This window comes from Desulfosarcina sp. BuS5 (assembly GCF_028752835.1).
Classification (GTDB): domain Bacteria; phylum Desulfobacterota; class Desulfobacteria; order Desulfobacterales; family BuS5; genus BuS5.
Genome location: NZ_CP087952.1, coordinates 30,628 through 53,062 on the forward strand (window position 1 = coordinate 30,628; position 22,435 = coordinate 53,062).

At 37.3% G+C, this 22,435-nt stretch carries 22 protein-coding genes; all 22 read left to right on the top strand.

Features of this window, described 5'->3' with window-relative positions; all coding sequences use genetic code 11:
* Nucleotides 1-264: 264 nt before the first annotated feature.
* On the top strand, nucleotides 265-1,245 hold the full coding sequence (locus BuS5_RS00145) for a hypothetical protein (RefSeq protein WP_274427919.1): 981 nt from the start codon (nucleotides 265-267) through the stop codon (nucleotides 1,243-1,245).
* Between the two features lie 440 nt (nucleotides 1,246-1,685).
* Nucleotides 1,686-1,874 (top strand): hypothetical protein, encoded by a 189-nt coding sequence (locus BuS5_RS00150; RefSeq protein ID WP_274427920.1) that lies wholly within the window; start codon nucleotides 1,686-1,688, stop codon nucleotides 1,872-1,874.
* Between the two features lie 68 nt (nucleotides 1,875-1,942).
* Nucleotides 1,943-3,355, top strand: a complete 1,413-nt coding sequence (locus BuS5_RS00155) for a transposase (protein WP_274427895.1) — start codon at nucleotides 1,943-1,945, stop codon at nucleotides 3,353-3,355.
* Nucleotides 3,356-3,476: 121 nt separating this feature from the next.
* Complete coding sequence (locus tag BuS5_RS00160) at nucleotides 3,477-4,235, top strand: hypothetical protein (RefSeq protein ID WP_274427921.1); 759 nt, start codon at nucleotides 3,477-3,479, stop codon at nucleotides 4,233-4,235.
* A gap of 440 nt (nucleotides 4,236-4,675) precedes the next feature.
* The gene (locus tag BuS5_RS00165; protein ID WP_274427922.1) at nucleotides 4,676-5,329 is read left to right on the top strand and encodes a hypothetical protein; all 654 of its coding nucleotides are present in this window, start codon (nucleotides 4,676-4,678) and stop codon (nucleotides 5,327-5,329) included.
* Between the two features lie 193 nt (nucleotides 5,330-5,522).
* Nucleotides 5,523-5,777 carry a hypothetical protein gene (locus BuS5_RS00170; protein WP_274427923.1) on the top strand — a complete coding sequence of 85 codons (255 nt, stop codon included), beginning with the start codon at nucleotides 5,523-5,525 and terminating at the stop codon, nucleotides 5,775-5,777.
* Between the two features lie 212 nt (nucleotides 5,778-5,989).
* A complete protein-coding gene (locus tag BuS5_RS00175; RefSeq protein WP_027353942.1) occupies nucleotides 5,990-6,352 on the top strand; it encodes a GxxExxY protein in 363 nt (120 codons plus the stop codon).
* 76 nt (nucleotides 6,353-6,428) lie between these two features.
* A complete protein-coding gene (locus BuS5_RS00180) occupies nucleotides 6,429-7,166 on the top strand; it encodes a hypothetical protein (RefSeq protein ID WP_027353941.1) in 738 nt (245 codons plus the stop codon).
* 214 nt (nucleotides 7,167-7,380) lie between these two features.
* Nucleotides 7,381-7,842, top strand: coding sequence for a VanZ family protein (locus tag BuS5_RS00185; RefSeq protein ID WP_084445932.1), 462 nt, complete (start codon nucleotides 7,381-7,383; stop codon nucleotides 7,840-7,842).
* Between the two features lie 3 nt (nucleotides 7,843-7,845).
* A complete protein-coding gene (locus BuS5_RS00190) occupies nucleotides 7,846-9,015 on the top strand; it encodes a peptidoglycan bridge formation glycyltransferase FemA/FemB family protein (protein ID WP_232223052.1) in 1,170 nt (389 codons plus the stop codon).
* A 356-nt stretch (nucleotides 9,016-9,371) separates the two neighbouring features.
* Nucleotides 9,372-10,139 (top strand): hypothetical protein, encoded by a 768-nt coding sequence (locus BuS5_RS00195; protein WP_027353939.1) that lies wholly within the window; start codon nucleotides 9,372-9,374, stop codon nucleotides 10,137-10,139.
* A gap of 307 nt (nucleotides 10,140-10,446) precedes the next feature.
* Complete coding sequence (locus BuS5_RS00200; RefSeq protein ID WP_051374779.1) at nucleotides 10,447-11,640, top strand: DegT/DnrJ/EryC1/StrS family aminotransferase; 1,194 nt, start codon at nucleotides 10,447-10,449, stop codon at nucleotides 11,638-11,640.
* A gap of 105 nt (nucleotides 11,641-11,745) precedes the next feature.
* Complete coding sequence (locus BuS5_RS00205) at nucleotides 11,746-12,897, top strand: glycosyltransferase (RefSeq protein WP_027353938.1); 1,152 nt, start codon at nucleotides 11,746-11,748, stop codon at nucleotides 12,895-12,897.
* A 56-nt stretch (nucleotides 12,898-12,953) separates the two neighbouring features.
* A complete protein-coding gene (locus BuS5_RS00210) occupies nucleotides 12,954-13,643 on the top strand; it encodes a TylF/MycF/NovP-related O-methyltransferase (protein WP_051374778.1) in 690 nt (229 codons plus the stop codon).
* A 54-nt stretch (nucleotides 13,644-13,697) separates the two neighbouring features.
* Complete coding sequence (locus BuS5_RS00215; protein WP_051374777.1) at nucleotides 13,698-14,426, top strand: PHP domain-containing protein; 729 nt, start codon at nucleotides 13,698-13,700, stop codon at nucleotides 14,424-14,426.
* Complete coding sequence (locus BuS5_RS00220; RefSeq protein WP_027353936.1) at nucleotides 14,410-15,573, top strand: carboxylate--amine ligase; 1,164 nt, start codon at nucleotides 14,410-14,412, stop codon at nucleotides 15,571-15,573. Before BuS5_RS00215 ends, BuS5_RS00220 begins: the two co-directional genes overlap by 17 nt.
* A gap of 230 nt (nucleotides 15,574-15,803) precedes the next feature.
* On the top strand, nucleotides 15,804-16,994 hold the full coding sequence (locus BuS5_RS00225; RefSeq protein WP_027353935.1) for a glycosyltransferase: 1,191 nt from the start codon (nucleotides 15,804-15,806) through the stop codon (nucleotides 16,992-16,994).
* Nucleotides 16,995-18,188, top strand: coding sequence for an O-antigen ligase family protein (locus BuS5_RS00230; protein WP_027353934.1), 1,194 nt, complete (start codon nucleotides 16,995-16,997; stop codon nucleotides 18,186-18,188).
* A complete protein-coding gene (locus BuS5_RS00235) occupies nucleotides 18,181-19,023 on the top strand; it encodes a serine aminopeptidase domain-containing protein (RefSeq protein WP_027353933.1) in 843 nt (280 codons plus the stop codon). The genes BuS5_RS00230 and BuS5_RS00235 overlap by 8 nt, the downstream gene beginning before the upstream one ends.
* Nucleotides 19,013-19,963: a serine aminopeptidase domain-containing protein gene (locus tag BuS5_RS00240; RefSeq protein ID WP_027353932.1), complete on the top strand. Its 951-nt coding sequence runs from the start codon at nucleotides 19,013-19,015 to the stop codon at nucleotides 19,961-19,963. The genes BuS5_RS00235 and BuS5_RS00240 overlap by 11 nt, the downstream gene beginning before the upstream one ends.
* A complete protein-coding gene (locus BuS5_RS00245) occupies nucleotides 19,960-21,492 on the top strand; it encodes a lipopolysaccharide biosynthesis protein (RefSeq protein WP_027353931.1) in 1,533 nt (510 codons plus the stop codon). Before BuS5_RS00240 ends, BuS5_RS00245 begins: the two co-directional genes overlap by 4 nt.
* Nucleotides 21,474-22,406, top strand: a complete 933-nt coding sequence (locus BuS5_RS00250) for a glycosyltransferase family 2 protein (protein WP_027353930.1) — start codon at nucleotides 21,474-21,476, stop codon at nucleotides 22,404-22,406. The genes BuS5_RS00245 and BuS5_RS00250 overlap by 19 nt, the downstream gene beginning before the upstream one ends.
* Nucleotides 22,407-22,435 lie beyond the last annotated feature (29 nt).

Consider the following 22,435-nt stretch of genomic DNA (forward strand, 5'->3'; position numbering starts at 1 on the left):
CCCCGTTCCTTATTGAACAGTATACTTTTGTATTTATCTGTGTCCAATTTTTGCCGAGCCGGCATAAATAATAATATGTGTCCGTCCGTGTGGGTCTGTGGCTAATAAAAAAAGGTAAAAATGTCAAAAAAACAAAAAAAAGTCTGGCATACAATTTTCCGGTGGTTCAGATTCCTCTTTAACAGCCTACCGCATGTCCCTTGAGTTTGATCAGGTTCATCTCCTGACGTTCCGCCATTTTGGAAAATTTAAGGAAATAGAGTTGTGAAACAAAACAATCAAGACTATGACAGCCCCTGGAAAGATATCCTTGAGGTTTATTTCCGGGAATTTTTGAAGTTTTTCTTCCCCAAAATTGAAAAAGACCTGGATTGGAAAAAGGGATATGTCTTTCTGGATAAGGAATTTCAGAGCATAGTAAAAGAAGCAAAAACAGGCAGAAGGCATCTCGACAAACTGATAAGTGTATACCGGAAAAACAATCAGGAAACCTGGCTTTTGATTCACATAGAAGTACAAGGGACAAAAGAAACGGATTTTAGTGAACGGATGTATGTGTATAATTACAGAACCTACGACAGATATCGACGACCGGTTGCAAGTCTGGCGGTTTTGACGGATGAAACCGTTTCATGGCGTCCTGAAAGGTTTGTCTACGAAATTTGGGGATGTGAAGCAAGTTTGTGCTTTCCAGTAGTGAAAATTTTGGATTATAATAATAGCGAAAAAAAACTTTTGGAAAACACCAACCCGTTTGCTATAGTAGTTTTATCGCAATTAAAAGCAATGGAGACCCGTAATGACCCGGAAGCCAGAACCAGATTAAAGTTTGATCTGGTAAAGCGGCTCTATCAAAAAGGTTATAAAAAAAAAGATGTGGTTCAGCTTTTTTCATTTATTGACTGGATCATGTCACTTCCTGAAGAATTATCCCAACGGTTTTGGGACAAACTCATCTCTTTTGAGGAGGAATACAAAATGCCATACGTAACAAGTGTAGAAAAAATTGGTATTGAAAAAGGAATGCAGCAGGGAATGCAGCAAGGAATACAGCAGGGAATACCGGTGGGAATGTTAATAGAAGCCCGGGAAATGATTATTGAAGTTTTAACCGAGCGTTTTGGCAGGACAAGCGCCAAATTGTCGAAACAACTTGAAAACATAGATTCACGTGAAAAGCTAAAAGCCTTGCATCGCCAGGCGCTTCGGGTAAAAAACATCAATGAATTTGAAAACAGATTATAAGGGTTAGGAACGAGGACGAAATAACTTCCCCAACTATGCATCACAGCTTCAGGCCATCTTTGCCCGATATAAAAGTATAAAAATCTTGAAATAGCTTGCTATTCCTGCAACTTTTATACTTTTAGATCGAATAAACCTAACCTAAATCTGTGCGCCTACTTGTGGAAGTTATTTCGTCCCCGTTTCTTATTGAACAGTATACTTTTGTATTTATCTGTGTCTAATTTTTGCCGAGCCGGCATAAATAATAGTCTGTGTCCGTCCGTGTGTGTCTGTGGCTAATAAAAAAAGGTAAAAATATCAAAAAAACAAAAAAAAGTCCGCATACAATTTTCCGGTGGTTCAGATTCCTCTTTAACAGCCTACCGCATGTCCCTTGAGTTTGATCAGGTTCATCTCCTGACGTTCCGCCATTTCGGAAAATTTAAGGAAATAGAGTTGTGAAACAAAACAATCAAGACTATGACAGCCCCTGGAAAGATATCCTTGAGGTTTATTTCCGGGAATTTTTGAAGTTTTTCTTCCCCAAAATTGAAAAAGACCTGGATTGGAAAAAGGGATATGTCTTTCTGGATAAGGAATTTCAGAGCATAGTAAAACTCGATGATCAAGTTTTTATGATTAGCTAAATTTTAAGCTTGAGAGTATAATCACGGCCATTGAAAAATATTAATAATTTTGAAAGAGTCCATTCATAATGCTATTAACTGAATCTGCACCATTTATCAAACAGTACATTGAAGATCTCAACAATAGCCTGGAGCAATACAAACCTGGTGCGGGATTAACATTTACCCAGAAAGCATGGCTAAGCTTTTGTCTTACCGGTATATTAATGGTAAATGCTGTATGTTGGGCAAAATTTGAACGGGCGAGTCTGGGCAATTATAAATTAGCAGCTCTATCTTGGATGTTTCGTAAGGGTAAGATTTCATGGGACAATTTACTTGTTGGAAGCGTCAGGCGTATTTTGAAAAAATATGGTATCACAAATGGTGTAATTGTTTTTGATGAGTCTGATCGTGCCCGTTCTAAGAATACAAAGCGAATATACAAGGCTCATAAGCAAAAACACAAAGCAAGCGGAGGTTATGTTAATGGGCAAACAGTTGTTTTGCTTCTTTTGGTCACAGACTCTATAACCGTACCTATTGGTTTTAAGTTTTACATGCCTGATCCAGTTGTTAGTGCCTGGAAAAAAGAAGAAGAGAGATTGAAAAAAAAGGGACTCCCGAAGAGTAAGCGTCCTGTCAAACCAGCATTTAACCCTGAGTATCCGAAAAAAATTCAATTAGCCCTGCTCTTACTTGAGAATTTTAAAAAATATTATCCTAAAATTACTGTTAAATGTGTATTGGCTGACGCTTTATACGGTTCAAAAGAATTTATGAATGGAGCCTCTAATATTTTGGGAGGAGTGCAAATTATCAGCCAATTAAAGTCAAATCAAAATATACGATACAAAGGTAAAAAAAAGACAATTACGGATTATTTCAACATGATTAACAAAGGTGTAAATTGCACCATTCGTGTGCGAGGCGGTGAAAAAGTCAATGCAACAGTGAGCAGTGCCCGCCTTAAGGTTGATGCACACGATGGCAATGTGCTTTTTGTGATAGCTCTTAAATATGAAGGGGAAGATGAATACCGTTACTTAGCTGCCACTGATGTGAGTTGGCGCACAGTTGACATTATTCAAGCATATTCTTTGAGATGGCTTGTAGAGGTTTTTTTTGAAGACTGGAAGCTTTATGAAGGATGGGGACAAGAGGCCAAACAATATGACGAAGAAGGATCAAGCCGAGGCCTGATCTTGAGTCTGTTGCTAGACCATTGCCTCCTCCTTCACCCTGAGCAGGAGGCCTGCATAGAGAACAAAACTCCCGTGTTTACCGTGGGAAGTCTGCAAAGAAAAACTCAAATGGATGTTTTGATGGAATGTGTCAAATCTTTGCTGCAACAACAAGATCCCGGTGAAAAACTTAAAGAAATGGGCCAAGTTATCAAAAAAGTTTTCCGACTTATGCCATCGGGAAAACATATGAGCGGAAGAACTATAGGTAGATTGGGGCCAACACCTTCTCTATCACGTAAATATTGTCCTTGCTAAGTGCTTTTGGCAAGTTCATCATCAAAAACTTGAACATCGAGTAAAAGAAGCAGAAACAGGCAGAAGGCATCTCGACAAACTGATAAGTGTATACCGGAAAAACAATCAGGAAACCTGGCTTTTGATTCACATAGAAGTACAAGGGTCAAAAGAAACGGATTTTAGTGAACGGATGTATGTGTATAATTACAGAACCTACGACAGATATCGACGACCGGTTGCAAGTCTGGCGGTTTTGACGGATGAAACCGTTTCATGGCGTCCTGAAAGGTTTGTCTACGAAATTTGGGGATGTGAAGCAAGTTTGCGCTTTCCAGTAGTGAAAATTTTGGATTATAATAATAGCGAAAAAAAACTTTTGGAAAACACCAACCCGTTTGCTATAGTAGTTTTATCGCAACTAAAAGCAATGGAGACCCGTAATGACCCGGAAGCCAGAACCAGAGTAAAGTTTGATCTGGTAAAGCGGCTCTATCAAAAAGGTTATAAAAAAAAAGATGTGGTTCAACTTTTTTCATTTATTGACTGGATCATGTCACTTCCTGAAGAATTATCCCAACGGTTTTGGGACAAACTCATCTCTTTTGAGGAGGAATACAAAATGCCATACGTAACAAGTGTAGAAAAAATTGGTATTAAAAAAGGAATACCTCTGGGAATGCAGCAGGGAATACCGGTGGGAATACAGCAGGGTATACCTCTGGGAATGTTAATAGAAGCCCGGGAAATGATTATTGAAGTTTTAACCGAGCGTTTTGGCAGGACAAGCGCCAAATTGTCGAAACAACTTGAAAATATAGATTCACGTGAAAAGCTAAAAGCCTTGCATCGCCAGGCGCTTCGGGTAAAAAGCATCAATGAATTTGAAAACAGATTATAAGGGTTAGGAACGAGGACGAAATAACTTCCCCAACTATGCATCACAGCTTCAGGCCATCTTTGCCCGATATAAAAGTATAAAAATCTTGAAATAGCTTGCTATTCCTGCAACTTTTATACTTTTAGATCGAACAAACCTAACCTAAATCTGTGCGCCTACTTGTGGAAGTTATTTCGTCCCCGTTTTTTATTGAACAGTATACTTTTGTATTTATCTGTGTCTAATTTTTGCCGAGCCGGCATAAATAATAATATGTGTCCGTCCGTGTGGGTCTGTGGCTAATAAAAAAAGGTAAAAATATCAAAAAAACAAAAAAAAGTCTGCATACAATTTTCCGGTGGTTCAGATTCCTCTTTAACAGCCTACCGCATGTCCCTTGAGTTTGATCAGGTTCATCTCCTGACGTTCCGCCATTTTGGAAAATTTAAGGAAATAGAGTTGTGAAACAAAACAATCAAGACTATGACAGCCCCTGGAAAGATATCCTTGAGGTTTATTTCCGGGAATTTTTGAAGTTTTTCTTCCCCAAAATTGAAAAAGACCTGGATTGGAAAAAGGGATATGTCTTTCTGGATAAGGAATTTCAGAGCATAGTAAAAGAAGCAAAAACAGGCAGAAGGCATCTCGACAAACTGATAAGTGTATACCGGAAAAACAATCAGGAAACCTGGCTTTTGATTCACATAGAAGTACAAGGGACAAAAGAAACGGATTTTAGTGAACGGATGTATGTGTATAATTACAGAACCTACGACAGATATCGACGACCGGTTGCAAGTCTGGCGGTTTTGACGGATGAAACCGTTTCATGGCGTCCTGAAAGGTTTGTCTACGAAATTTGGGGATGTGAAGCAAGTTTGCGCTTTCCAGTAGTGAAAATTTTGGATTATAATAATAGCGAAAAAAAACTTTTGGAAAACACCAACCCGTTTGCTATAGTAGTTTTATCGCAACTAAAAGCAATGAAGACCCGTAATGACCCGGAAGCCAGAACCAGAGTAAAGTTTGATCTGGTAAAGCGGCTTTATCAAAAAGGTTATAAAAAAAAAGATGTGGTTCAGCTTTTTTCATTTATTAAGGGTGTTGCAAAGTAAAAAAACTTTTATAATAAAATCAATTAGTTAACCCAGAAAAACCCCATTTTTCCGTTATGGCGTAACTACCTGTTTTAATTACTGATAATAGCAATCTTTGCAACACCCTTTTATTGACTGGATCATGTCACTTCCTGAAGAATTATCCCAACGGTTTTGGGACAAACTCATCTCTTTTGAGGAGGAATACAAAATGCCATACGTAACAAGTGTAGAAAAAATTGGTATTAAAAAAGGAATACCTCTGGGAATGCAGCAGGGAATACCGGTGGGAATGTTAATAGAAGCCCGGGAAATGATTATTGAAGTTTTAACCGAGCGTTTTGGCAGGACAAGCGCCAAATTGTCGAAACAACTTGAAAATATAGATTCACGTGAAAAGCTAAAAGCCTTGCATCGCCAGGCGCTTCGGGTAAAAAGCATCAATGAATTTGAAAACAGATTATAAGGGTTAGGAACGAGGACGAAATAACTTCCCCAACTATGCATCACAGCTTCAGGCCATCTTTGCCCGATCTAAATCTGTGCGCCTACTTGTGGAAGTTATTTCGTCCCCGTTTCTTATTGAACAGTATACTTTTGTATTTATCTGTGCCCAATTTTTGCCGAGCCGGCAGAGGTAATAGTCTGTGTCCGTCCGTGTGAGTCTGTGGCTAAAAAATGAAAACAAATGATATAACATACAAAATCAACGGAGCCATATTTGAGGTAAATCGTGAACTCGGCTCAGGCTTTCTTGAAAAAATATACGAAAATGCCTTAATGATCGAACTGAAAAAAGTAGGTTTAAAGGCAGAAAAGCAAATGCCGATTAAAGTGAATTACAAAGGCACTGAAATTGGTGAATATTATGCTGATATTGTAGTAGAGAACCAAATTATTATAGAGCTCAAAGCTGTTGATTCATTGCAAAAAATACATGAAGCTCAGATACTGAACTACCTGAAAGCCACCGGATATAAAATCGGTCTCCTTGTAAATTTTAAACATCCAAAAGCAGAAATAAAGCGTTTTATTATGTAGCCCATCAAAAAACTGTATAGTCTGTGTCCGTCCGTGTCCGTCCGTGTGAGTCTGTGGCTAATAAAAAAAGGTAAAAATGTCAAAAAAACAAAAAAAAGTCTGCATACAATTTTCCGGTGGCTCCGATTCCTCTTTAACAGCCTACCGCATGTCCCTTGAGTTTGATCAGGTTCATCTCCTGACGTTCCGCCATTTCGGACAAATGAATATAGAAAACAGCAGAAAAAGTTATTCAATTTTAAATGAAAAATTTCCAGATAAATTCCAGCACTCTATAACTGATGTAAGTGATTTATTTTCAAAAATCTACAACCGTCATTATATCAAAAATCTATTTAAATACCGGACTATCCAAATGCAATTTGTCTGCTTTGCCTGCCAGGCCTGTTTTCATGTTCAAACCATAATGTATTGCCTGAAAAACGGTATTTCTGATGTAAGGGATGGAGCTAATACAGAATACGAAGAAGCTTCTCCAATGCAGATTGAGATTGTAAAAAAAGAAATAAAAAAACTCTATGCCGATTATGCCATTATTCATGACAGCCCCGTATATTATGAACATCAAACTGACAGAGCCGATCATCAACTATTTAGATTAGGGCTTAGACCGCAGCCTGACATAAAAGATGATATGAATATGTACAAAAAATATCAGGGTTACTGCAGGTTCATGTCTGGAGGAGTTTTGTTTTTAAATTACTGGAAACGATGCAAGGGATTTCCGCAAAAGGTACAGTTGAAAATGCGGGAACACTGGATAGAAGAAGTGGATTTTTTAAAAAAGCTTATTGATGGAAGCTGCGCTGGTTAAACAGCGTTAAAGGTTCTGTGAACGGCATGAAATATTCAAAGGTGAAACCATCTTTGATGTGAAAATTATTAATTTTGAATGATGAATTATAAGTTCAAACCTTGTTACGATTCCTCATTATGGAGAGAAAAACAGTATTGTTTTTAGGGCGACAAGCTATTAATATGGTATCTCATTTTTATGTTTTGTTGTGCCCGACAGGCCATGGGGGTTGATGAGAAAAAATAAAATACAAATAAATTTTCCGTACCTTTTGCTTTCTTTCACAATAACGGTGGCAATAATATGGATGTCATCCATCCAGGGCCAGTCATTTTTTGGGAATCCATCACTACTTAAAAGAATTATTTGTAATCTCGCGCATATTCCGGTTTTTGTATTGTTGACTTTTTTTTGGTTAAAAGCATTGGAGCCTGGGAAAAAAGAGAGGCATAGCAAAAAATATATTGCATTAATTTTAGCATGTTTGCTGTTATTCGCTGTGTCGGATGAATTTCATCAGTATTTTGTCCCAGGCCGTTCAGCCACTATAATGGATTTGGGGTTAGATTTGCTTGGAATATTATTTGGGTTGAGTGTGTATTTAGTATGCTCAAAATCAAAGTATGGGGAAATTGGACTTGGAAAGTGTCAGCACAATTCCAAATCAACAGGCCACACACAAGATGGAGACTAAAAAGTGAGAGTTAGAGTCAATATAATTCAGTCAATTCATGCCCACGCATGGGATGCCTATGTGAACAAACACCCCAAGGCAACCCTTTACCATCTGTCCGGCTGGAAAAATGTTATCGAAAAAACCTATGGCCACAAGACTTACTACCTGATGGCTGTAAACAGCTCAAATACCTGTGAGCAGAATGAGCATAGTTCGTTGGACAAACCAATTCAAAATTTAACAAATGGTGTTGTCGGAATACTTCCGATTGTTCATATGAAGAATTTTTTTTTTGGTAACAGCCTTGTATCAATTCCTTTTTTTGATATGGGAGGCATTTTGGCTGACAATGAGGAAATCGAAAAAGTTCTTCTGACCGAAGCCGTTAAACTTGGGCAAAAACTCAAAGTCAAAAGCATAGAACTTCGCCAGGCACAACCACTTACATGGCTATCTGACAGCTCAAACTTATCAATTGATGATCAAAAAAATACTTCCTTGGGCAATAAGCTGTCATCTTTGAGCCATACCATACAATCACATAAGGTTCGCATGCTGCTTGAATTGCCGGATTCTTCTGAAGCATTGATGAAATCATTTAAATCCAAATTCAGAACCAAGATAAAAAAACCAAAAAAAATGGGATTAAATTTTCGACTTGGTGGGGTTGAGTTATTAGACAATTTTTATGAGGTATTTTTAGTGAATATGAGGGATTTAGGTTCCCCAGTCCATTCAAAAAAAATAATACAAAATATTTTTAAAGAATTTTCAGAAAAAGCAATAATTGGTGTGGTTTATAAAAATAATATCCCCTTGGCATGTGGTATGGGTATAGGCTTTAAAAACACACTGGAAAACCCATGGTCATCGGCTCTAAGGCAGCACCGTGCATTTAGGCCAAATACACTTCTTTATTGGTCACTCCTGGCATATGCCTGCGATAATGGTTTTAAATTTTTTGATTTCGGTCGTTCAACACCTGATGAGGGGACATATAAATTTAAAAAGCAGTGGGGAGCAAAACCGGAACCGCTCTACTGGCATTATATATCCATGGATGACAAACCAGTAGAACAAGAGATTTCTGACAAATCAAAATTTGATACAGCTATTAGACTATGGCAAAAAATGCCGGTTGGAATTACAAAAATAATCGGGCCGGTGATCAGAAAACATATTGCTTTGTGATTAAAGGAATACAATATTTTTCTTTCAGTAGGGGGGTAAAAAATAATGTTAAAATATCGAAAAATTACATGCGAGCTATTATTCTCTCTGTTTTTTGTTCTTTTTGCAGGAACTGCCTGTTCATATTTTTTACAGACCTCGGTATTTGAGTTCGACAATGTTTTTATAAATTTTACCACTAACTTATTGAATTAATTTAAACAAAACGATGGCATGAAAATTGCCGTGTCCAATTTTTATACAGCTTTACACTATAGCTTTAATTATAAATATATTCAGATTATTAGATATCATAGCGTCTAATTAATATTGATAAAAATACGAGGTCTGTTTTAGGACAAAGGGAGCCGCTCTCTTTGTCAAGCCCTTTGATTATCAATCATACATGTACAGAGTTTACTCAAATTCCTGATCAGATGATAGCAGCGGCAAAAAATCGCATTCGTTGTTACTATGCCCACACATCGCATGGCGAACAACTTACATTCGGTTTGACAAAAATCATGGAGAACGATTCACAGTATGCTTTATCCATTGACAGAAAGCATTTGTCTTTGAGCAAAACTGCGGTGTCTATTATGGACAACCCATACGTGGCTCCGGAAGGGTTCTGGGCTTCATCAAAAGGGCGGGCGCGCACAGAGGAAATTATTAACAGGAATTCTTCTATCAATCTTTGCATGTGGTGCTGGTGTGGGCAACTGGGGATATACACACCCGGGCAGGTGCAGGAATATCTTGATGCAATGGCTTTTTTTGAAAAAAAGTACCCGGATGTAACATTTGTTTACATAACCGGCCACGCCCAGCAAGGAGGCAAAAAAGGGTATAATCGCTATATATGTAATAATATAATTCGCAAATGGGTAAAGAGCTGCCAGGACAAAAACCGTGTCCTTTTTGATTTTGCTGATATAGACACCTGGCGGTTCAGTCCGCAGACCGGCAAGTGGGAACAATCCACCTACAACTATTGGAATGGCAAAGAATATATACATGTGCCGGTAGAGCATCCCGGCTTTCATGGAAATGAAAAGGCTCACACCACAATTGAGAGCTGCATGCAAAAGGGAAAGGCTGCCTGGTGGATGTTTGCCAGACTTTCCGGCTGGCAGCCGTTGTAAAAATATGCCTGATATTTCAAATTTAAACGATATTTTTTTTTAAAAGATCGCAGGATATCGGCAAATTGTCCTGCATAATAGCGGTGGTGTTTATAACAGAAAAAAGAAAAATTTGTGTAGCCTATAGTTGCAACTTGCTTTCAAAAGGATGCCCAACAAAATTACAGCAGGAATCCAGTAAAATTTATTAGAAATAATTGAAGATATTCTGGAAAATCAAGCAAGATAAAATTGATGAACTCATGCAACGATGATTGCTTTTCGACCAGTGTTGATAACTTTAACCTTTAACATTTGACCTTATATAATGAAAAGAACGCTTTCTCCGTCAGGCGCGCCTGTTAAATTTCGTGATCTGTTTTGCGGATTAAAAGCAGAGCTGTTTAATGACGATTCCATCCGGATTTTTAAAAAACAGGTTGCAGATTATTTCGGTTGTAATAATATTTTTTTGCTGTCATCCGGCAAGGCCGCACTTTTCCAAATTTTAAAGGCCATCTCTTCCTTCTCTGACAGAAAAGATATAATTATTCCTGCTTATTCCAGCTTTTGCCTGGCATCAACAGTCGCGGCTTCAGGTCTTTCCGTCAAGCTTTGCGATGTGGATTTGAAATATCTCGATTTTGATTTGGAACATCTCTCCAGATTGGTAGATGAGAAAACACTGGCAGTTATTCCTGTCCATTTATTCGGTCTGGTGGCAAGGCTTGATGAGATATCTGAGATAACCCGTTCAAAAGGAGCGTTTCTTATAGAAGATGCTGCCCAGGCCGCAGGTGCCGAATACAACGGCCAATGCGTTGGGACAATAGGAGACGCAGGAATATACAGTCTTGGAAGAGGTAAAAGCATTTCAACTGTTCATGGCGGGATAATAGTATCCAAAAAAAATGATCTTGCCAATGTCATTGCTGAAAATGTCAGAAAATTGCCATTCACGAAAGTGCCGAATAAATTTAGTATGTTATTCACAGCCTTTGCCATAACATTTTTTTTACGTCCCGAATTCTATTTTATTCCGAACAGTCTTCCGTTTTTAAAGTTGGGAGCCAATATTTATGCTCCTGATTTCAAAAGTTTTAGTTTTTCAAAGTTGCAGGCAGGCATTGGGAAAAAAAATTTCATCAAACTCGATTCCTATAACATGCAACGTATGAAAAACGCCCGGCTTCTGTCAAAAAGCTTGATAAACACCAATAAGGTCGCGCTGCCCCAAATTGCAAAAAAAACACAGCCTTGTTTTATCCGTTTTCCTGTGATTTGTATGGATTCAAAGAGCCGTGACCGTAAGTTTTATGAACTGAATAAAGCCGGCTTAGGTATTAGCAAAAATTTTCCTTTTCCTTTAAGCAAAATAAAGGAGTTTAAAAAATATATTGTTAATTCCAATGACGGTTTTCCGAATTCTAAAAAACTTTGTGAAATTCTTTTAACATTGCCAACTCATCCATTTGTAAAAAAGAAAGATTTAATGAATATGGTTGAAATAATTTCATTATAATTTATTAACACTTGACTTGTGAAATCATCTGGAATCAACATTACATGTTATGACCTTTCCACTTCAATTTAAAACCAGGTCCAACATTTACAAATTGTGATTTTTATGCTGACTGTTGTAGAAATATTTTTTGTTATATCACTATTATTAATTATATATACCTATGCTGGGTATTATGTTGTTTTGAATCTTGTTGGCCGCATATCGCAAAAGAACAAATTTTCTAAAACCGGTCTCGAAAAATATCCCCATGTTTCTTTTTTAATAGCTGCATATAATGAGGAAAAAAATATCCTTGCCAAGCTTCATAATATTTTTGAATCAGAGTATCCGGCAGAAAAAATTGCTGTTTATATAGTTTCTGATGCATCAACCGACCGAACTCATGAAATAATAACGTCATTTGAGAATAAGGCAGTACATCTCATTATTTCGCAGGATCGGCGGGGTAAAACATATTGTGAAAATCTTGGACTGAAAAAAATAAAGAGCGATTTCATCATCTTTACCGATGCCTCAACCGTTCTTGACAAAAATTGTATTCACAACATGGTAAAACATTTCGAGTTTAAGGAAATCGGGTGTGTCAGCACCCGTGATAAAAGTATAAAATCCGATACAAATAAAGGTGAAAACCTTTATGTAAGATACGAAATGGCAACAAGAACACTGGAAAGCAGGGTTGATTCATTAATCGGTTTAAGCGGGAGCTGTTATGCGGCAAGAAAAAAACTTTGCACAGATCTGCCGAATTATGTAACACGTGATTTTGCACTTCCTTTAATTGCAAGGGAAAAGGGTTATATATCGGTAGATGAACCTGATGCAATTTGTTCCGTAAAACCGACTGAAAACCAAAAAACCGAATTTGCACGAAAAACAAGAACCTTTACAAATGGCATATCAACACTGTTTTACAAAAAAAGCCTTTTAAATATATTCAGGTATGGAAAATTTTCTTTTATTCTCTGGAGCCATAAAGTGTTCAGATGGCTGCTCCCTTTCTTTTTTATAGCATTATTTATCACTAATGTTATGCTTTTTAACCTGAATGTTTTTTATAAATTTTGTCTTTTTTTACAGATTATTTATTATATATTGGCCTTTTTAGGGTCACAATCAATATCCGATAACTTTTTCATGAAAATTTCGAGGATTTTTTATTTTATATGTATGACAAACATGGCAAGCATGGGTGCATGGTATAATTTTTTTATTGGCAATAAAATGGCAAAATGGGAGCCGACAGAAAGATGATATGGGTAACCCATGTATTCTTATTGTGACTTTCTTTAAAGATTAGGGGCACTCGAATGCGTATAACATCAATACTGGAAAAGATAAATCGTTTTGTACCTGAATTTGTGAATAGAATTCTTTATCTTTCAAACAATATAGTGAAAATGGACAATCGTTTTATGGCGATTTATTGGCAACTTAGCAAAGAAGGAAGAATGCTTTTATCAGTAAGAGAAGCATATAATATCTACCATTACGTGACCGAAGCAGTATGTTTAGGCGGTGCCCTCGCTGAATTCGGAGTGTATAAGGGGGGGGGCGCGAAGCTAATTAGTTCAATTAAATCGGATCTGGCTCTTCATCTATTTGATACATTTGATGGTATGCCCGACGTTGATGAAACCGTTGATTTATGCAAAAAGGGAAGCTTTTCAGATACGACGTTATCTTCAGTGAGAGAGTATCTGAAGGATTACCCCAATATCCATTTTTACAAGGGCTTTTTTCCGGATACAGCGCATGGCTTTTTGCCATCCGATATCGAATTTTGTTTTGTGCATATAGATGTTGATATATACGAGTCGACAATTGCAGCCCTAAACTACTTCTATCCACGTCTTAAAAAAGGTGGGGTGTTGATTTCCCATGACTACTATTCAGTATTCTATCCAGGAGTAAAAAAAGCTTTCGAAGAGTTCTTCTTGAATAAAAAAGAACAAGTTGTTCATTTATGGGACACTCAATGTATGGTCAGAAAAGAATGATCAAATAGATCAACCGAAATATTTATAAAAGTATACCGGCTAAGTTATCCCAACATGAAATTTGATTTACATATTCATAGCAAATATTCATATGATTCTTTATCTTCAGTTGATGCCATCATTAAACATGCAAGGCAAGAAGGGTTAAATGGCATTGCTATTACAGATCATAATTCTTTTGATGCTGCATTTGAAATTTCCTCCCAAAACGATAACTTTTGGGTGATTTTTGGTAGTGAAATCCATACAGAAGTTGGTGACATCATTGGATTATTTATTTCCAGGCCTCTAACAAAACATAATGCAGTGGATTTAATTAAAGAAATCCATGATCAAGATGGAATCGCAATTTTGGCTCATCCTTTCAAGCGCATGAAACAATATCCAAAAAACGTTATTGATATGTTAGATGCTATTGAAATTGTAAATTCTCGGTGGGTGAATTTGAAGAATTATGATAAAAAGTCAAAAACTGCTATGTTATTGTCTACAGTGCGTGGCCGATCAGCAGGAAGTGATGCACATTTTTTATTTGAAATTGGAAGAGCTTATTTAGTTACTCCTAAACTTTCTTCCCCCTGTGAGCTAAAAAAAATAATTCGTGAAGGGACAGGACAGATACATAGTAAAATTTTTTCTTCTTCTTGGTTAGATGAAGCAAGCCAAGTTGTTAATTTTATAAAAACTCCTTCAATTTATCAATTTGGCCGTATTCTTTTTCGTATACTAAGACGTTTATTAAAAGGCAAGCAAAATAGGATTTTTGATGAAGATGCTAAATGATGTTCGGATATTGACAACTGATGCTCAAGCACGCATCGGATTATATGCTATCCAGTATTTGGGAAAAGCTGGCGCTCAGGTTACAGCCATTGGTACTGGTAAAGCACTTAATAGTACTGTAGGTTTTTTTTCGAAGTATATTACTGAAAAAAGATTCATTCAGGAAGAAAACTACACTGATAATTTTGAAAAGTTTTTAACTAAAAATTATCATAAATATGATGTCATAAATCCTATTTTTACTTCATCTATGCGAAAATTTTTGGATGTTGTTAAAAACTATAGCATTAAATGTAACTACTTGCTTCCAAGCATGGAAAGTTTAGTTATTGCTGACGATAAGGAATTGTTAACAAAACATGCTCAAGCACTTGGGCTTAACTGCCCAAAAACATATACTAAACAACATCCATCTCAAATAGAAAATTTACCAGCTTCTGGCCTCACTTTTCCTAGTATTATTAAATTTCGAGGTGATAACAGATCTACTCATTGGAATCCGGCAGATAGATATTCTATTGTTCATTCTTGTCAAAAATTAGTTTCTGAATATTCCAGGATGCACAAAATAGAAGAATATCCAATTATTCAGGAGTACATCAATGGAACAGGATATGGGTACTTTGCGTTATTTGATAAAGAACGTAGACTTAAAGCACAATTTTGCCATAAAAGAATTAGAGAATACCCTATTACAGGTGGACCTAGTAGTTGTTGTGAGAGTGTTTATGAAGAGAAGTTAGTTCAAATAGGGCGGTCTCTTTTTGAATCGCTGGATTGGATGGGTTTAGGTATGGTGGAATTTAAATATGATATTAATAGGAAAAAGTTTTATATCATAGAGATAAATCCCCGTTATTGGGGTTCTCTTCCCCTTGCTGTGTTTAGTGGCGTTAATTTTCCAGTGTTGCATGTCTTGTCCGCCCTCGATGAGGATTATGAGCCTGTACTCAATTATAAAACAGGTGTTAAAGTACGTTTTATCCATAAAGATATTTTATCAATTGTTGAACATATAAGAAAAGAGAAAAGATTTAAAAAAAAGTTTCGTTTAATTTTCGAATTGATGAATCCTGCCTTAAAAGATGGGTTGTCAATTTTAGATGATTTTAAACCGATAATATACAGTCTAATTAGTATCTGCTGAATTTCTATATTCGTAGTATTTTAAGCTGGTTAGGGATTTCCATATTATTGCTGCCCAAGAAGGAATTGTCATAGTTTCCCTGTTGCCGCTATATATGAAAAGGCCGTTTTTGATGTCTCGCAAAGAGTCGAACGTAACCATGACTAACTACCTGAAAACATGGTACAATAGAAATTCAGCAGATACTAATTAATCGGTGATGCAGCTGCACTTTTTTTACCAAGTTCGTAATGGTTAAAATGAATTACATGCCAAGCTTTATGAGCAACCTGACAAAAAAAATAAAGATAGTTCATATAGTAACCACTCTTGGCACCGGCGGAATGGAAAACGGGATTATAAACCTGTGCAACAGGCATAACAGGGAGATGTTTGATGTGACAGTCTGCTGCCTGAAATTTGCCGGAGCAATGGCAAAACGGCTTCGCGATGATGTTAAAATGGTATGTCTGAATTTATCTGAGGGAAAACCGGTTTTTGATCCCATGAAAATGAAACGATATTTCAGGCAATCTATGCCGGATATAGTTCATACCCATGGCCTTGCCGGCGGGTCGTATGTAGGCATTGCCGCTGCCAGATTGGCCAGAGTCCCTGTGATAATTAACGGTGAACACGGCTCGTTTTTTTTAAAGCCGCACCAGGTTATACTCCAAAGAATTCTTGCCATCATGTGCAACCTGACTCTTTCAGTTTCTGAATCCCTTAAAAAACGAATTGTGCAGAATCTATGTATAGCGCCTGATAAAATAAAAGTAATCCCTAACGGTGTTGATACAGACATATTTACCGGCAATTATGATTGCTCGTATATCCGTGAAGAACTATTAAAAAAGTATGGGGTTTTAGTAGATGACGGCAGCTTTGTAATAGGCTGCACAGGCTCTTTAAAACCGGAAAAAAATCAAATGATGCTTTTAAAAGCCTTAATGGAGATTAAAAATAGAAAATCTGATAATAAAATATGTGTAATATTTATTGGTGATGGAACAGACCATGCTAAATTAAGCCGGTTTGTTACAGATAATGGCCTTGAAAATAATGTTGCCTTTCTCGGTAACAGAGATGACGTACCTCAACTTTTATCTGCAATGGATATATTTATATCAACAAGCATATCCCGTCATGAGGGTATGTCAAATGTAATTCTTGAAGCCTTTTCTTCCAGCTTGCCTGTTATTGCCACAAGATCTGTTGGTACTTCTGAACTTGTTATAGATGGAAAGGTCGGTTTTCTGATTGAACAGAATGATGTGTTAGGGCTGGCAGACAGGATTGATCTGTTGAGTAGTAATTTGGAATTGCGCAAAACAATGGGTGCTAATGCGCATAATATAGTAAAAAATAAATATTCCATTATTAGAATGGTGTTAGACTACGAAAAACTATATTTTGATATTCTGAAAGGTCGAAAAATATAAATGGCATTTTTCTTTTTAAATGTTTTTACATTTATTATGTTTTTCCAGCCTGTTTTTATTTTTCCGGTCTTAGCGCCTTATCGGCCATACAGATACTCTGCCATTATAGCGCTTATTTCATTCCTGCTGGCTGGTAAAAAGTCTGACATACCTTTATTGTCTGTGCCTAATGTGCGCTATTTTTTATTATTTGCGACGATGCAGGTAATAAGTTCCAGCGCTATATGGCTCCATGGCGGAATAGATACATTTAAAAATATCTGGTTAAACTTGATTATTATATATGTAATTATAGTAATGTCCTGTACCGATGAAAAAAAAATAAAGTCAATTATCTTAATGGTCGTCGCAGCAATATTTTATCTTTCGTATAAATCAGTTTCAGATGTTATCATCAATTATCATCCTGGTTTGCGGCCCCAGGGCTTTGGATGGTATGAGAACCCTAATGATCTTGTTTTGATATTAACCTGTGCAATCCCTCTGGCCTTATGTCTGGGAGAATCTTCAAACTCAACTATTATCAAATATTTTTTTATAGCTATTGCTTCTTTTTTTGCGTTTAATATACTGCTTAGTGCTTCTCGTAATGGACTTTTGGGGTTGATGTCTGTTGGTTGTCTGAGTATTTTATTTATGAAAAAAATATCACGTTTTATCCGATTGTCTATTTTAATCCTGTTAATATTTTCTGTTGTTACTTTTGGGGTTGCCACAGTTCTTACAAGAAGCGACTTGATGCCAGGGCATCTTTCAGGCGATGATTCATCGGAAAATCGTATCCTTCAATGGAAAGCATGCCTGCGTATGGTTAAGGCGCATCCTTTTCTTGGGGTAGGACCTGGCGAATCTGCTTATGAAATGAGAAGCTATGGAGGTATCCGAGGTCTGGTACCGCATAACACCCTGATTCAGGCGTTTGCTGAAACCGGTATTCCAGGCGGTATTTTTTTTGTAATGTTCACAATTTTTCCGCTATGGGAAGCATGGAAATTCTTTAAATTAAATCGTGATAATATGACCATCCAATCAGTTATTATATATAAATATTTGATTATTACACTTGCGGGTTTTTGGGTATGCGCTTTTTTTTCAAACAGGATCTATTTCAAGATATTGTATGTAATGATTGCGCTGATAACGGCAGTTCGAAAAAATATTTTAAAACAGCAGGGATTAATTGCTGATGAATAAAATTTTAGAAGACTGTTTTTTCTTTTACAACCAGCAAGGTCATTATCTTTATGGGTGCAGTTATATTCCAAGGTCTAATATGTCGGAAACCGGTATAGTAATTGTCCCGCCAGTCGGCCATGAAAGGCTGCGGTGTTATCGGGAAAGCGTTAACCTGGCCCGTTCCCTTGCCGGGGCCGGGTTCCCGGTTTTGCGCTTTGATTATCGGGGGGAAGGGGAGAGCTTTGGTGAATTTGCTGATTTTGATATTAACAGCAGGCTTGACGATATAGATACTGCTTTAATAGAGGTTGAAAAAAGATTTGGGATTAATGTGATAATTTTGCTTGGTTTCAGGCTGGGTGCCTTGTTTGCCTTAAAGGCTGCTAACAAAAATAATATTACCAAACTCGTTCTTTGTGAGCCGGTTTATAATCTGGAAAAATTTATAAAAAATTATATACGCGCCAACATTATTGCTCAACGTGATTATTTTGGCAACACTTTAATGAAAGAGGACGATATTTGGAAAATTTTAAAAAAAGGAAAGACAATATCCATTTACGGTTTTCAAACGACTTTGACATTTTTACGACAATTACAGGGTTTTGATATATCCGCTGAGTTAAAGTTATTTCTAGGCAAGGCATTACTTGTTAATTTTTATAAAAATAAACAACCTGTTGCTCCAGCCCGGCAGGTTAGCAATTGGTGTGCTGATTTTAGTGAAAATGCCACTTATGAAATCGAACCAGTGAAGACCAGGTTTTCCTGGACTACCAAAAAAATATGGACTCCGATCCTCTCTGGTTTGAATGCCTGTGTAATAAAATGGATAAAGACAAATGGCTGTTGATATACAGAAAGAGGTTGTTCGGATTATAAACCAAGAAGGTTTGTTCCTGTATGGTATTCTGACTAAACCATGTCAGGAAAATAACCAGAATCGCCTTGTGATTTCGTGTCAATCAGGGATAGTTGCCAAAGGGGAGATAGGAGACCATTTGCGGTGGGTGGCAGATCGCCTCGCCGAGCAGGGCATAACAGTTCTCAGATTTGACCAGCATGGCACTGGTGACAGTCAAGGCGAGTGCGAACAGGATATCCCGGTCAGATTATTTTTTCAGCGGGTTCAGGATGGCTGCTTTGTCAATGATACTCTCAGCGTAATAGACTGGGCCATTAAACGTTTTGTTGATTATGATATTTTCTTATTGGGAGAATGTGGGGGCTGTATTTCCGCTTTGGCAGCCGGGGCGGAAAGATTAAAAAATATCCAGGGTTATATTTTGATAGCTGCGCCGGTATTGCGCTTTTCCATAACGAATAACAGTAAATCTCAAATTGGTGTCCTTGATGCCAGAAACACCAGTAAACAATATCATCGTAAATTTTTTCAGCTCTCAAGCTGGTTTCGTTTTTTAAGTGGCAAATCGGATATGAAATTAATTTTCGGGAGTATTTTTGTTCAATTAAACTTTTTGGTGAGAAAAAGTTGTTCGATAATTTTTCCCCATCCAACCAGTATTCCAGAAAATCCGGTCTTTAATATGCTGTTCTGGAAAAGTTTCAAGATAATCGCCGAGGCGAAAAAAAATATCTGCTTTTTATTGCCGCAGCTTGATAATGAAACATTTGAATTTAATGTAGAGTTTAAGCAAAAAATTTTAGATAAACATAAAAAGCAATTTCCCACCTGTAAAATTGTTTCGCTGCCTGATACTGATCATTCCATCATGTTTCCACAGTCACGTAAAATGGTACTTCATGAATTGCTAAACTGGATGAACAGATGAGTACCAATAAGCTGGTAGTTAAAGGCTCCTTTTTAAGCGCAGTTGTACTGTTCAGCCGCATAGCCGTTTCCTTCTTCCTGATGCCGTTTATTATCAGGATGCTGGGCGAACATGATTATGGCTTCTGGATACTTATTTCTGCATTCGTAGGCTATTATGGAATGCTTGATTTTGGCATCAGCGGGGCGGTATTGCGTTTTGTTTCCAGGGAGATTGGAGCGGGCTGTGATGATAACGCTAAATACTACATAAACAGTGCCTTGTTTGTTCTGTGTGGATTGGGGTTGTTTATTATCGCCATATCCTTTGGCGCCGCATGGGGCGCGCATTTTTTTATTACAAGCGAAAGCAATCTTTTTATTTTCAAGTTCGCAATTATCATTCTTGGACTTTCCATAGGCCTATCATTTCCGTTAAGAGTTTTTGATGGTGTTCTCAGTGCTCATCTGCGCTTTGATCTGAAACGTTATATTGAGTTTGGCGAAATTGTTTTCAGGACTGTGGCCATAATTGTCCTTCTGAAAATGGGTTATGGACTTTATGGCCTTGTAATTGTCTCCGCGCTGGCAGGGGTCGGTGAGTTGGCTGTCAAAACATTTACATGTATAAAAATAGATCGCCAGTTCAGCTTGGGAATAAAATTTTTCAGTCTGTCCAAAATTAAGGAGATGGGGGAATTTGCTTTTGTTACGTTTATCAATGCCATCACCAATATATTGACCAGCAGGCTTGATCCTTATGTCGTGGCTCTTGTATCCAACGTAACCACTGTGGCTTACTATGGCGTAGCGTTAACCCTGACTAATTATTTTGGAGAATTTTTCAGAACTACCCAGGGAGTATTATTCCCCTTGTTCAGTCAGAAAGAGGGGGCTGGGGATTTAGAGGGGTTGGAACGATGGCTCACTTTGGGCTCAAAGTTGGGGACTATTATAGCTACTTTTGCCGGAGGTCTGGTGCTGCTTTATGGACGAACATTTCTCGTTTGTTGGCTTGGCCCGCATTTTAACACCTCGTACCTTTATACGGCAATTTTGATTGCTCCAATGATATTGGCGTATGGTGTATTCCCAAGTGTTTTTGTCCTGAATTCTACCGGCAAACATCGCCTGGCTACTATCCTGGATGCCATGAGAGGAGGGATGAATCTTATATTAAGTCTCATCCTTGGTTATAAGATCGGGGCTGTGGGGGTGGCCTGGGGAACGGCAATTCCGTGCATTATTTTTGATGTTATCCTGAAACCTTATTATGCGTGCAGGGTGATCAATACAAGTCCATTCCGGCTGTTAGGCAGAGTTGCTGGTGCAAGTATGCAAACCTGTATTTTGCTGGCACCAGTTTGGTATTTCCTGGGCCGGGGAGTGCAGGAAAACTATTTCTCTTTGTTGAGAATATTTATCATTCATATTTGCGTCATGCTGATATTAGGATTTTTGGTATTTTTAAGCAAGAAAGAACGAAGAGAGGTTAAACTGTTTATTAAGGGACGTTTGCAAAAGGGGATAATATGCCGGAAGTCAGTGTGATAATGCCTGTTTATAATGGAGAGAAATTTTTGGCTGAGGCTATTGAAAGTGTATTGAGTCAAAGTTTTCAGGATTTTGAGCTCATATGTGTCAATGATGGCTCCACGGATGGTTCACAGCAGATAATTGACAGTTTTTTGGATTCAAGATTGAAACGTCTTAGTCAAACAAATGCCGGTCAAGCATCGGCCAGAAATTGTGGTATAAAATTTTGTAAAGGAAATTTGATCAGTTTTCTGGATCAGGACGATGTTTATTTGCCCACTTGTATTGAGGAGCGTGTTAAATATTTCCATAAGTCTGATAGCTACTCATTTATATATAATGATTTTATGATCATTGATAAAAATAGCACTGTTGTCAATCCGTCGGTTTTGAAATGGCGGAAGACCAAATCTATATCAGGCAAGTGTTTTAACGAGTTATTTCTAAATGGAACATTTATTAGTCCATCCTCTGTAATGATGGAGAAAGAAATTTTTGACAAAATAGGGCTGTTTGATGAAACATTATGGGGGGCTGATGATTATGATTTATGGTTAAGAATTTCCTATTATTATTCTATAGGATTTGTGCCATCGCCTCTTAATAAATATAGGGTGCATTCTCAAAATTTTTCAAAAAATAATTCCATAATGGAAAATCGTACAGCTTTAGCTATATTAAAAGCTGTGGAAAATTTTCCTGATGTAGATAAGTTAGTTGGAAAAAGGGAAATGAAGAAAAGATTATATCAAGTATGTTTTGATACAGCTTATAGCAATTTGAAGGTAGGTGATTTGAATCCTGCGTACTACTGGCTGAAAAAAGCCTGGCACTGGGGGCGGAAACCGAAAACGTTACTCATTCTTGTCGCAACAAAGTATTTCGGGGCATTGGTCGGTAAATATTATAGCCGAAAGGCGTCAGAGTAAATTTTCATAGTTTACAAACAGTTACAGCG

Bases quoted from the DNA above. Each gene is read 5' to 3' on its own strand.
- BuS5_RS00155 (WP_274427895.1), top strand. From the start codon at position 1,943: ATGCTATTAACTGAATCTGCACCATTTATCAAACAGTACATTGAAGAT.
- BuS5_RS00170 (WP_274427923.1), top strand. From the start codon at position 5,523: ATGCCATACGTAACAAGTGTAGAAAAAATTGGTATTAAAAAAGGAATA.
- BuS5_RS00175 (WP_027353942.1), top strand. From the start codon at position 5,990: ATGAAAACAAATGATATAACATACAAAATCAACGGAGCCATATTTGAG.
- BuS5_RS00180 (WP_027353941.1), top strand. From the start codon at position 6,429: ATGTCAAAAAAACAAAAAAAAGTCTGCATACAATTTTCCGGTGGCTCC.
- BuS5_RS00185 (WP_084445932.1), top strand. From the start codon at position 7,381: ATGAGAAAAAATAAAATACAAATAAATTTTCCGTACCTTTTGCTTTCT.
- BuS5_RS00200 (WP_051374779.1), top strand. From the start codon at position 10,447: ATGAAAAGAACGCTTTCTCCGTCAGGCGCGCCTGTTAAATTTCGTGAT.
- BuS5_RS00205 (WP_027353938.1), top strand. From the start codon at position 11,746: ATGCTGACTGTTGTAGAAATATTTTTTGTTATATCACTATTATTAATT.
- BuS5_RS00210 (WP_051374778.1), top strand. From the start codon at position 12,954: ATGCGTATAACATCAATACTGGAAAAGATAAATCGTTTTGTACCTGAA.
- BuS5_RS00215 (WP_051374777.1), top strand. From the start codon at position 13,698: ATGAAATTTGATTTACATATTCATAGCAAATATTCATATGATTCTTTA.
- BuS5_RS00220 (WP_027353936.1), top strand. From the start codon at position 14,410: ATGAAGATGCTAAATGATGTTCGGATATTGACAACTGATGCTCAAGCA.
- BuS5_RS00225 (WP_027353935.1), top strand. From the start codon at position 15,804: ATGGTTAAAATGAATTACATGCCAAGCTTTATGAGCAACCTGACAAAA.
- BuS5_RS00230 (WP_027353934.1), top strand. From the start codon at position 16,995: ATGGCATTTTTCTTTTTAAATGTTTTTACATTTATTATGTTTTTCCAG.
- BuS5_RS00235 (WP_027353933.1), top strand. From the start codon at position 18,181: ATGAATAAAATTTTAGAAGACTGTTTTTTCTTTTACAACCAGCAAGGT.
- BuS5_RS00240 (WP_027353932.1), top strand. From the start codon at position 19,013: ATGGCTGTTGATATACAGAAAGAGGTTGTTCGGATTATAAACCAAGAA.
- BuS5_RS00245 (WP_027353931.1), top strand. From the start codon at position 19,960: ATGAGTACCAATAAGCTGGTAGTTAAAGGCTCCTTTTTAAGCGCAGTT.
- BuS5_RS00250 (WP_027353930.1), top strand. From the start codon at position 21,474: ATGCCGGAAGTCAGTGTGATAATGCCTGTTTATAATGGAGAGAAATTT.